Genomic DNA, 11629 nt, shown 5'->3' on the forward strand with positions numbered 1-11629 from the left:
TTTGAGTTGCTTTTTAAGACTTTATTTTGTTCCGTTAGGCTATACTTTAAAGTTACACAAAACATCTATATGAAGACTAAAGTCCAAATTAGTGTTTATGTTGGTTCAATGTATTACATTTCGTATTTTCTATTTGTAACGTAATTTCAGTAATATTATGATTATGTTTTAGAACTTCTAAGGCCTTTTGATAGAGTTGATCTGTATTGCTATTCGGAGCAACCAAATGAGCAGTTAAATGAATATTTCTTGAGGATATAGCCCAGACTTTCAACTGATGAATCCCTTCAACGCCCTCTAGCTTCAATAAATCATTTCTTAACGACTCAATATCAATCTCATCAGGAACTCCTTCAAGCAGAATATGAATACTTTGTTTTAATAAAATCCAAGTTCGAGGTAAGACCCAGAAGCCAATTAACACAGCGATTACGGTATCAACCCACATCCACTGGGTAAAATAAATAACTATTCCTCCGATAATCACGCCTATCGATCCTAGAGCATCACTAAGAACTTCTAAATATGCACCTTTTATATTTAGACTTCCTTCAGCACTAGCAGAAAGGATTTTCATTGAAATCAAATTTATGACCAAACCAATGACCGCGACAATCATCATTCCAACACTTTGAATTTCAGCAGGATTCGTAAAACGTTGATAAGCTTCATATACAATATATATTGCTACCACAAAAAGCATCACCGCATTAAACAGAGCCGCTAAAATTTCAAATCGCTGATAGCCAAAAGTTCTTTTATCATCTGCGGCTTTTTTACCAATTTTGATAGCGGCAAGAGCAATAGCTAAAGCGGCTACATCAGTAAACATATGAGCTGCATCAGATAACAAAGCCAAACTTTGGGTAATAAAAGCAGCGACAACTTCTACTATTAAAAAAGTAGTCGTTAAACCTAAGGCAACCATTAACTTCTTACTATTTTCTTCAGTAACAACCGCATGGCTATGATCATGATGTTCTGACATAAAATATTTTCCTTATTCTATTTATGATGAGCAGAGATATTGGATAACAGCCAATATCTCTGCTGTAAATCGACTAATCTATTGGATTAAGAAACTTTCTTTTCATTTATCCAACGATAAAGCACGGGTAACAGCACCAAAGTTAGTAATGTTGAAGAGATAATCCCGCCAATCACTACGGTTGCCAGTGGCCGTTGAACCTCAGCCCCTGTTCCGGTTGCCAGCGCCATTGGTACAAAACCCAGTGAAGCCACACAAGCTGTCATCAACACTGGTCTTAAGCGCAAAATAGCCCCTTGCCACACGGCTTTATGCACTGGATATTTGTCCCTTAATTCCTTAATAAAGGTCAGCATTACCAGTCCATTGAGGACTGCAACACCAGATAAGGCAATAAAGCCAATTCCAGCTGACATCGATAATGGAATATCCCTTAGCCAAAGGAACAGCACACCACCGGTCAAGGCAAAGGGTACCCCGGTAAAGACCAATAGACTTTCTTTGACATTGTGAAAGACCGCCATCAGTAAAATAAAGATAGTGATTAAAGCCAGTGGAATCACGATTTGCATCCGTGCTTTGGCTGAAGCCAAATTTTCAAACTGACCGCCATATTCTATCCAATAACCACTTGGCAAAGTGTATGCTTTGAGCTGTGTCTGTACATCAGAAACAAAAGACCCTAAATCACGCCCTTCAACATTCGTTGTAACCACAACTCGGCGTTTACCATTTTCTCGACTGACTTGGTTGATTCCTTCAATGGTCGAGACTTGCGCGACATCCGACAATAAAATACTGCCACCATTTGGAAGCTGAATAGGTAACTGGGAAACAGATGCGACACTACGGTCTTGCTCTCCAAGACGGATAACAAAATCAAAACGACGATCGCCTTCTAAAATCTCTCCCACGCTTTGTCCACCAATACTGGTTGCCACAAGGTCTTGAATTGAACGCACACTCAAACCATATTGTGCAGCCAAAGTTTTATTTACCTCGACATTCAGTAATGGCAAACCTGAGGTCTGCTCAACTTTCACGGCACTGCTACCCGATATTTGCTGAATGATTTTGGAGATTTTAGTCGCCTCAGTATTGAGGACATTCATATCATCACCGAAGATTTTCACACCAACATCACTACGCACACCTGAGATCAATTCATTAAATCGGAGTTCAATCGGTTGTGAAAATTCACTATTATTGCCTGGAATCGTGGCTAAATACGTCACCATACGGCCACGTAATTCATCTAAACTTTCTTTAGGATTTGGCCATTCTGAACGAGGCTTTAACATGATATAGCCATCTGAAATATTGGGTGGCATGACATCTGTTGCAACCTCGGCTGTACCCGTTCTGGCAAATACTGCCTTAATTTCAGGGAAACTCTTTAAAAGAAGTTTTTCAGTATTCTCCTGAATACGTAAAGACTCTTCTAAGCCTGTACTTGGTGAACGTAACTGTTGTACCGCAAAGTCTCCTTCACTGAGCTGTGGTGCAAATTCACTGCCGAGTTTGGTACTGATAAATCCCGTAATCACTAATACACACAGTGCAAAAGTCAGCACAACTGCTTTGTATTGATACGAAATATCAAGAGTTTGCTGATATTTAGCTTTTAGCCATAACATCCAACGACTTTCTTTTTCTTGAATATCGCCTTTGACCCACAATGCCACAGCAGCAGGCACAAAGGTGATCGATAAAATAATGGCTGCAACAAGGGCGAGTACCACTGTCAATGCCATCGGATGGAACATTTTTGCTTCCACACCACTTAAAGCAAAAATCGGCAAATACACCACCAAAATAATAAGCTGACCAAAAATAAGAGGACGACGTGCTTGGCGGGCAGCCAGAAAAACTTCCTTAAAGCGTTCACTTTGTGTGAGAGGTCGTTTTAACAGTTGCTGTGTATGGGCTAAACGCCGGATACAGTTTTCGACAATCACCACAGCACCATCGACAATGATGCCGAAATCGAGTGCACCTAAACTCATCAGATTGGCACTGATATTTTTCTGTGCCATCCCGGTTAAGGTAAACAGCATAGAGAGTGGAATGACACAGGCAGTAATCAAGGCAGCACGGATATTCCCTAAAAACAGGAACAGAATGATGATGACCAGGATTGCTCCCTCTACCAAGTTTTTCTGAACGGTTTTAATCGCCTTCTCAACCAAGGTAGTACGGTCGTACACCGTTTCAATCACTACCCCTTTAGGCAAACTATTCTGAATATCTTGAAGCTTGGCATCCACAGCTTTAGAAACAGTCCGGCTATTTCCACCCATCGCCATCATGGCAATCCCTAAAACGGTTTCTTTGCCGTTATAGGTTGCCCCACCGGTTCTTAAATCATGCCCAATAGAGACTTGCGCAATATCACCAACCCGAATTGGGCTGCCATTTGGGCTACCCAGCATGGTGTTCTCAATATCAGAAAGCCCATTGAATGTACCCGGTACACGTACCGTCAATTGCTGACCATTGTCTTCAATATAACCTGCACCTCGGTTCTCATTATTTTGCGCTAAAGCCTGTTGCAGTTGTTCTAATGAGATATTCAGTTGCTGCATCCGGTTTAAATCGGGAGAGACCACATAGGTTTTTTCAAAACCACCAATACTGTTGACCTCTGCAACTCCCTTAACACGTTGCAGTTGAGGACGCACAATCCAGTCCTGAATCTCACGCAAATCCATCGGCGTGTATGCAGTTCCATCCGGCTTTTTCGCATTCGGATCTGCCTTCAGTACCCATTGATAAATCTCACCGAGACCCGTAGAAACGGGGGACATCGTCGGTGCGATTTGTGCAGGCAACTCAGATTGCGCCTCCTGTATCCGTTGGTTAATCTGCTGACGGGCCCAATAAATATCAGTCCCATCTTTAAAGACAATGGTGACTTGAGAGAGTCCATAACGGGATATGGAACGGGTAAGCTCCAGATCCGGAATGCCAGCCATGGCATTTTCAATGGGATAGGTAATCCGCTGTTCGACTTCAAGCGCAGTAAAACCCTTGGCTTGAGTATTAATCTGGACTTGGGTATTGGTAATATCGGGTACAGCATCAATCGGGAGTTTCTGATAGCTATACACCCCGACCGCAATCCAGGTACAGACAAAGAGCAACACCCAAATCGCATTTTGTATGGAAAACTGAATGATTCGTTCGAATAAACCTTCTGGTTTTGGCAGATCAGAATTAATGTTCATGGCCTGCCTCGTCTTTTTCTAATTCAGATTTCAACAAGAAACTGCCTTGAGCGATATACTTCTGCCCTTCAGTCAGCCCAGAAATCACTTCAAGCCATTGTCCATCACTTGAAGCCTGCCCCAATTGCACTTTCTGTGCTTTTAAGTGGACTTGACCTTTTTGTTCTGAATCTACGATGAAAATACTGTCTTCACCTTCAATACTTTGCAGCGCAGACTTTTGAATCCGAAGGGCTGATTTTGCTGTAGCTTCCGGAATCAACACTCTCACTAACACATTAGAACGCAACTCAGTAGCTTGCGCATCGAGTTTTGCGCGCACCACCAGACGCCCTGTTTGTACATCTGCCTGAGAGGTTAAGCTTTGTACAGTAGCTTTATAGATTTGATCTGAATCATTCACTTTAAAGTCAATTTTTTGCCCGGCTTGCAGTTGACCTGAGAATTGATTCGGCAAATTAAACTCAAGCCATAAATCTTTCAGCTGTTCAATGACAAAGAGCTGATTAGCCAGTTGCACATTTTCACCGACCACAATATCTTTTTGACTGATCACCCCAGAGATCGGTGCTTTAATCAGAAAACGCCCATTGTTATTGCCACTTGCACCTAATGCATTTAAACGTGCTTGTGAGGACTGGACAGTAATCTGCGCTTGACGGTAGGCATTTTCGGCACGCTGGTAATCCTGTTTGGCAGAAATCCCCTGTGACCAGAGTTGCTGTTCGCGCTGGTAATCTTTACGGGCCAAATCCAGATTCACCTGTGCCATACGCAGATTTGCCTGTTGGTCGATCAGTTCAGGCACGATTAGTACAGCCAGCGTTTGTCCTTTTTGCACGCTCTGTCCTAAAGCCACATTGACCTGCTCGACATGACCACTAAAATTAGGCGATATATGCGCTTGTTGATCGGTATTCACCACCAATTTACCTGGCAGGGTTGTCAGCTTTTCAACCAATCCTGTGGATGCAACAGCAACTTTTAAACCTTGTTCAACCATTTGTTGGCTGGTCAGTTGTATTTCGCCTTCTTCAGCATGTCCTTCTTCAGAACTATCTTCATCAGAATGTTCGGCATTTCCCTCATCATGACCATGCCCCTCAGATTCAGTTTTTTTTGAACTTAACCAAATAACCAGACTGACCAAGACCGTAATCAGAATCAAAATTGCAATCATGAGAGACTGGGATATTTTTCCGTTTTGCTTGGCGTTCATTTTATCGTGCTCCCCCATTGATTAAATTTTGCGATGCTTCGACTGCCTTTTTATTCAGTTGTGTATAGGCATCCGAACGGCTAATTTCTTCATAACTTGTGCCAATACTGAGTGCCTCAGCTGCGAGGGCAGTTTGCCAAGCTTGACGTAGAATTTGTAATTGACCCAATCGAAGATTCTGCAGTTGGGTGGTTGCTTGCTGAACGTCGGTAATGGACAGTTTCCCTGCCTGAAACCCTTGTAAAGTACGGCTCTGAACTTTGGTCGCCAAAGTAACTTGTGCTGTTGTGGCATCGAACTGGCTACGTAAACCTTTGAGCTGATGCATGCTGTTGGCAATATTGAGTATTTGTTGCTTCAGCTCACGCTGCTGCTGTTGGTTCAGCAATATTTGCTGTTGCTGGACCATCGGGATCGCATATTGCTGGCGGTTGAAAATATTCAGTGGAATAGCCACGCCGATTGCCAAAGTCGTATCGTTGCTTTCATTAGGGGTTTTGCTACGTTTCATGCCTACATTTAAAGTCGGATTGGGACGTGCCTGAATTCTTAAATTTTCAATTTGATGATCCGATTGCTGAATGTTCAAGGCATAGAATTTTTCTAGCCACCCTTCAGCAATATACCGTTGCACAGTTTGGAGACTTTGCTCTGGCCAAGGGATAGCGGTTTTATTCAATTGAAGATGTGAAGATGTTTCTCCCCCCCACAAATTAGACAGCTGACGACCGGCAGCTTGTTTATTCAGCATCGCTTGCTGATAAAGTCGTTGGATTTCTAGCGCTTCAATTTGGGTACGCTCAAAATCAACCAGGGCAATACTGCCTGCCTGATAGCGTTTCTGGGCACTGTCCAGATTGGCTTTACTTGTTTTTAACTGTACTGAATAAGCAGACTGCTCAACCTCAGCAAGTGCAAATTGCGACCATGCAAATTTAACAATCAGTTGGCTTTGTGCCTTCCATAATTGCTGTTGCAATTGGATTTGTTGATTCGAGGTATTGGCAATCACCCGGTTCAGCTTACGCTGACCAAATAGATCTAGAGGTTGACTAACGCCAACATTGAATTCCTGTTCTTGACCTGAGCCAAAGCCAGACTGTTCTAAACTTATACTTGGATTCTGCCATAACCGACTTTGCTGAATATTCAATTCAGATATTTGCTGAACTTGTTGCCACAGCTTGTCTTGAGTCTGGTAACTTTGTACTTTTGCTAAAGCGGATTCAAAGCTGGTAACGTTTTCAGCATAGCTATATTGCATAGCCGCTGCACATATACAAGCAACCAAGCTATGACGCAAGAGTATAATTGATTGTGAAGACATGATTTTTCCCACTTATTTAAATAATAAAAGTGGTGGGAATGTTTTAGGCTACCCCACCATGAGCGGGGAAAATTCGGGAGGTGGGCTTTGTTGAAACAGGTCAGGAGCCTGATAGCTGTTTTTCCAATGAAATTGTGGATTCACTTTAACTTCAGAGCTTGGATGAAACACATCTACTTTTTCATTTTGTACAATCAAATGCGTCATCGATGGTAGATGATCTTGATGATCTTCACCGATTTCTAAATCGCTACTGAATGTTTTTATGTTTTCTGACTGTCCATTATGATCGTGTTGACGACTATCGCTGGCACACAAGGTATTTTGGTGATGACCAAAATGATAACTCTGCTGTGATTGAGGCTGTTGTTCATGGACACAAAAGGCCGCCGCCACATTCCAAAAGCTTTGGAACATGAACAATCCAACCAAGACTGTAATCCATGTAGTAGAACGCATCATCATAACAATCGAAAAATTTGTACCAAGTATAAGGCTTAGAGCCACTCCAAGGTCAAGCTTAATAAATTAAATTAAACATTCAATGAACACTGAATAGCCGGCACTTTTGCAAATTTACCTTGTCTCTATAAGCTCACATCAATTTCAGGTAAGAATAACAATAGATAGTGAACCGTACCGGGTTTGTCGGAGACTTTTTATTTAAGTTAGGCCACCGGTAATCCTCCCATAAATAACCGAAGTTAAAAGTAGAGGTACACATAAGTTAAAATTTTATAGAATTGCTTGAGTTCAAAATCTCTAATTAGCATGTATTGAAAACATGAATATTTATCTAAAAAGAGAACTATTTAACATCATGGCTGTTATACGCAATAAAAAAACCTGGGCACCAACCCAGGTCTAAAATTTAAAAAACAGATAAATATCAGTGCAATAAACTCATTTTTCTAATTTCGCATAACGTGTATTATGTTAATTTTAGAGAAACTACTAAATTATATTGGGTTGTAAATATTTGAAATTCCGTTAAGATATTTTGGATTAAATTCTATTCCTAGATAGCATTCGTGTTGACTCATCTCTCCAAAAAACTTTGGTTTTGTTTTCTTATGGTTTTTGCCATAGGATGGAGTAGTGTGTCTGTTGCATCAGTAAAGATAATGCATATCAATATGCAAACTGAAATGAGCCAAGATCATTGTTTAGATCAAGCACAGCAAGTCACTCAACATGGTATTAATCACGAAGTACAGACGAATACCGATTGCCATAATCATTTAGCTCTTAATCAGAATATAGATCACAAAAAGTGTCAGGAATGTTCTAGCTTATCCTGCCAGACACAGATCTCATGTCTTCATTCTTTGCAAAGCTCGCTAGATCCCCTAGATACCTTCTATTCTATAGATCAGCCTAATTTTTATTACCCCAACCAATATCTAAATGGGTATTGGCAAGAAATTTCACGTCCTCCTAAAACTTAACCATTTTTTTTAAAATTTATTTATTTTTCAAAAATTAAGGTTAAGTTATGTCTCATAAAATTAGTTCGTACCTATTAGCAGGTATTTGTTTTGCATCGTCGCCTTTGGTTTTTGCCGAAGTGCGTGAATATCAGCTTGTTATTGATGAAGCAGTGGTCAGCCCAACTGGAAAGCCTGTAAAGCGCATTACCGTAAATGGTCAATTTCCTGCGCCTTTGCTTGAGTTTGAAGAGGGTGATGAAGCCATCATTCGCGTGAAAAATAATTTAAAAAACCAAGATTCTTCTATTCATTGGCACGGACTGTTGTTGCCGGGCATTATGGATGGTGTACCGGGATTTAATGGTTTTAACGGTATTAAGCCTCAAAGCGAGTATGTTTATAAATTCAAGATTCGCCAAAGCGGGACTTATTGGTATCACGCTCATTCTAAAGGACAGGAACAGGACGGCTTATATGGTTCTTTTGTGATTTATCCAAAAGGTAAAACACCATTGGCAGCACATGAAAAAGCTGAACGTGACTATGTGGTGATGTTGTCAGATTTTCATGAAAAAACCAGTGATCAAATTCAGAAAGATCTTAAAATTTCAGCTGAATATTATCAAGATCAGCGTGAAACCTTGGGTGATGTTTGGAAGCAGGTTAAACGTGATGGCATAAAAGCGACATGGTCTGACCGCAAAATGTGGAATCAGATGCGTATGCTAAAAACCGACATGTCGGATGTTACAGGTTATACCTTCCTCATTAATGGCAAAACACCTGAACAAAATTGGACAGGAATGTTTAAACCGAATGAAAAAATTCGCCTACGTTTTGTGAATGCATCTGCGATGTCTTTCTACGATGTCCGTATTCCTAACTTGAAAATGACTGTGGTCAGTGCTGATGGTCAGCCTGTAAAACCTGTTGCTGTGGATGAGTTTCGTATTGGCACAGCTGAAACTTATGATGTGATTGTGGAGCCAAAAGGCGGACATTATCAAATTGAAGCTGAGTCAATTGACCGTTCAGGCTATGCGATTGGTACACTGCACAATGAACTAAATCCTATGACACATGGCATTCATATGCCTGCACCACGTCCACGCTCACTTTTGACCATGGAAGATATGGGACATGGTGGTGGTGATCATGCAGGAATGGATCATTCGAAAATGAACCACGGCAATATGCAAGGCATGGATCACTCGAAAATGGATCATTCAAAAATGAACCATGGCGATATGCAAGGCATGGATCACTCGAAAATGGATCATTCAAAAATGAACCATGGCGATATGCAAGGCATGGATCACTCGAAAATGGATCATTCACAGCATGGCACAGCAAAACCACAAGAAAATGATCAAGTGGTTTATGGTTGGGCAAATGCATCTACACCTGCGGGCAATAAAGCCTTGCAATATAGTGATTTAAAATCTTTAGAACCGCAAAAAGATACTCGTGAAGCTAGCAGTGAATTAGTAGTGCGTTTGGGCGGTACTATGGAGCGTTATATTTGGACGATTAACGGTAAAAAATTCAGCGATGCTGAGCCATTAAAAGTGAAGTATGGCGAGCGTATCCGTATCAAATTTATTAATGACAGTATGATGGCGCACCCCATGCATTTACATGGCATGTTTATGCAGTTGGAGAATGGTCAAGAGTCGGTAGATATGCCGAATAAACACACATTGATTGTACCACCGGGTAAAACAGTCACTGCTTTATTAACTGCGGATGAGTTGGGCGAATGGGCAATCCATTGTCATTTGTTGTATCACATGAGTGCAGGAATGATGAACAAGTTGATCGTGGCAAATGTTAGCGATGAACAAGTGTCTACAACGCCAATTCAAGGTACAAATTCGACTCAAACTCACCAAGTAACTGAGCAAAAAGGAGCTGGACATGCACATCACTAATTTTGTATTTAAAGCGTTTTTTTCTGTTGCGGTATTGAGTTTAACAAGCTTAAGTTTGGCGCACGAAGGGCATCATTCAACTGCTCAGACTGATGGAAAAAATGTACCATCAATGAATCATCAAGCGATGTCTGAGATGGATCATTCACAGCATTCTCCACAAGAGCATGCACAACACATGCAGATGATGGGGAAAATGAATCATGCTGCACATTCAGCACCGATGAACCATCAACATGCAGGTCATCAGCCAATGCATCACAAATCAACAGAGAAACAGCAAGATCAAAAAGTACAGAAAGGAGATCAACATGCGCACCATTAATCTTTTTTCTAAAACTGTTTTAGCAAGCTCTTTGTTGATGGTCAGTGCAGTGAGTTTGGCACATAATGGTGAAGATCATAGTGCGCCTGAAAAAATGACAGTTGCTACATCTTCTAGTCAAAATCAGCCGATGCAAATGGATCGCTCTCAAATGAACCATAGCCAAATGAATCAGGCACAACATCAGGCAACATCTACGGTTAATCATTTACATCATGTACCAGATGCGAATGCTCAGCAGAGTTCGCATTATGATCATCGCTCAGAACACGGTGCGCAAATTTATGCGATTACGACAGTGGACAATAAGTGGCTTGTCAATGAAGATGGCACAGGTGATTTAAAGTCAGAGTTTGAAACCCGTATTGGCACAGATGAAAATAAGCTTTTTATTAAAATTCATGCCGATAAAGAAGAATCGCATGATGCACATTATGATGCCAAACTTTTATATAGCCGTATGATTTCAGACTTTTGGGATGCACAGATTGGTGCACGTTATCGTAGTGAAAAAGTTGAACTCAATGATCATCGCAAAGACACCGAAGAAAATGTTGATGCGGTGATTGGCTTACATGGTATGGCGCCATATTTCTTTGAAACTGATGCTTATCTCTATGCGGGAGAAGACAATTATGCGGGCTTTAGCCTAGAAACGGAACGTGATTTTCTGATTACGCAAAAGTTGATTATTCAACCTTATTTAGAGTTGGATGCTATCTTTAGTGATGACTCTAAATATGCGAAAAAAACTGGTTTAAGCAGTGCAACCGCAGGGTTTGAAACTCGCTATGAAATCAGTAAAAAGATCATGCCTTATATCGACATTGCCTATGAGTATTCAAAAGGTAATGATGAAACGTCGTGGCAAATAGAATCAAACTCTGAGAAAGGTTGGTTATATGGAGCTGGTGTTAGATTTAGATTTTAATTAATTTAATGATTACTAAATAGCTTTATTTAAATAAAACTCTAGCTTAATGTGGCCGGAAGCAAAATGTTAACTTATTTTGCTTCCTTCCATTTAACATAATGGCTGTTATGCGAAGTCGACTTGTTAGAACCCATTTAAAGTGTCTGTATTCTCACCAATAAAAATGTCTAGTTTATGATGATTTAACCATCATGGACTGGATATGAAATATAGATGCTGATCACTATGTCTGACAAAGAAATTCAACG

The 11629-nt window shown here is 40.8% G+C and carries 8 protein-coding genes; 3 read left to right on the forward strand and 5 right to left on the reverse strand.

Going from position 1 to position 11629, the window contains the following annotated elements:
* Positions 1-88: 88 nt before the first annotated feature.
* The 5 genes from FTU65_RS13940 to FTU65_RS13960 all read right to left on the reverse strand — a co-directional run bounded on the left by FTU65_RS13940 (position 89) and on the right by FTU65_RS13960 (position 7226).
* Positions 89-988 (reverse strand): cation diffusion facilitator family transporter, encoded by a 900-nt coding sequence (locus FTU65_RS13940; protein ID WP_005028603.1) that lies wholly within the window; start codon positions 986-988, stop codon positions 89-91.
* An 86-nt stretch (positions 989-1074) separates the two neighbouring features.
* Positions 1075-4215: an efflux RND transporter permease subunit gene (locus FTU65_RS13945; protein WP_179994455.1), complete on the reverse strand. Its 3141-nt coding sequence runs from the start codon at positions 4213-4215 to the stop codon at positions 1075-1077.
* Positions 4205-5434, reverse strand: coding sequence for an efflux RND transporter periplasmic adaptor subunit (locus FTU65_RS13950; protein ID WP_016658777.1), 1230 nt, complete (start codon positions 5432-5434; stop codon positions 4205-4207). Before FTU65_RS13950 ends, FTU65_RS13945 begins: the two co-directional genes overlap by 11 nt.
* A gap of 1 nt (position 5435) precedes the next feature.
* Positions 5436-6761 carry a TolC family protein gene (locus tag FTU65_RS13955; RefSeq protein ID WP_035269736.1) on the reverse strand — a complete coding sequence of 442 codons (1326 nt, stop codon included), beginning with the start codon at positions 6759-6761 and terminating at the stop codon, positions 5436-5438.
* 48 nt (positions 6762-6809) lie between these two features.
* Positions 6810-7226, reverse strand: coding sequence for a cation efflux protein, CzcI-like (locus FTU65_RS13960; protein ID WP_227591103.1), 417 nt, complete (start codon positions 7224-7226; stop codon positions 6810-6812).
* A 1030-nt stretch (positions 7227-8256) separates the two neighbouring features.
* On the opposite strand from FTU65_RS13960, the gene FTU65_RS13965 reads away from it, so the two are divergent.
* Genes FTU65_RS13965 through FTU65_RS13975 form a run of 3 tightly spaced genes read left to right on the forward strand, consistent with a single transcriptional unit; the run spans position 8257 to position 11378 of the window.
* Positions 8257-10122 (forward strand): copper resistance system multicopper oxidase, encoded by a 1866-nt coding sequence (locus tag FTU65_RS13965; protein WP_104988058.1) that lies wholly within the window; start codon positions 8257-8259, stop codon positions 10120-10122.
* A complete protein-coding gene (locus tag FTU65_RS13970; RefSeq protein ID WP_004897649.1) occupies positions 10109-10447 on the forward strand; it encodes a hypothetical protein in 339 nt (112 codons plus the stop codon). The genes FTU65_RS13965 and FTU65_RS13970 overlap by 14 nt, the downstream gene beginning before the upstream one ends.
* Positions 10434-11378: a copper resistance protein B gene (locus FTU65_RS13975; RefSeq protein ID WP_154320112.1), complete on the forward strand. Its 945-nt coding sequence runs from the start codon at positions 10434-10436 to the stop codon at positions 11376-11378. The genes FTU65_RS13970 and FTU65_RS13975 overlap by 14 nt, the downstream gene beginning before the upstream one ends.
* Positions 11379-11629 lie beyond the last annotated feature (251 nt).

It is taken from the genome of Acinetobacter sp. YH12129 (genome assembly GCF_013418685.1).
GTDB lineage: Bacteria > Pseudomonadota > Gammaproteobacteria > Pseudomonadales > Moraxellaceae > Acinetobacter > Acinetobacter amyesii.

Bases quoted from the DNA above. Each gene is read 5' to 3' on its own strand.
- FTU65_RS13970 (WP_004897649.1), top strand. From the start codon at position 10,109: ATGCACATCACTAATTTTGTATTTAAAGCGTTTTTTTCTGTTGCGGTA.
- FTU65_RS13965 (WP_104988058.1), top strand. From the start codon at position 8,257: ATGTCTCATAAAATTAGTTCGTACCTATTAGCAGGTATTTGTTTTGCA.
- FTU65_RS13955 (WP_035269736.1), bottom strand. From the start codon at position 6,761: ATGTCTTCACAATCAATTATACTCTTGCGTCATAGCTTGGTTGCTTGT.
- FTU65_RS13960 (WP_227591103.1), bottom strand. From the start codon at position 7,226: ATGATGATGCGTTCTACTACATGGATTACAGTCTTGGTTGGATTGTTC.
- FTU65_RS13975 (WP_154320112.1), top strand. From the start codon at position 10,434: ATGCGCACCATTAATCTTTTTTCTAAAACTGTTTTAGCAAGCTCTTTG.
- FTU65_RS13945 (WP_179994455.1), bottom strand. From the start codon at position 4,215: ATGAACATTAATTCTGATCTGCCAAAACCAGAAGGTTTATTCGAACGA.
- FTU65_RS13950 (WP_016658777.1), bottom strand. From the start codon at position 5,434: ATGAACGCCAAGCAAAACGGAAAAATATCCCAGTCTCTCATGATTGCA.
- FTU65_RS13940 (WP_005028603.1), bottom strand. From the start codon at position 988: ATGTCAGAACATCATGATCATAGCCATGCGGTTGTTACTGAAGAAAAT.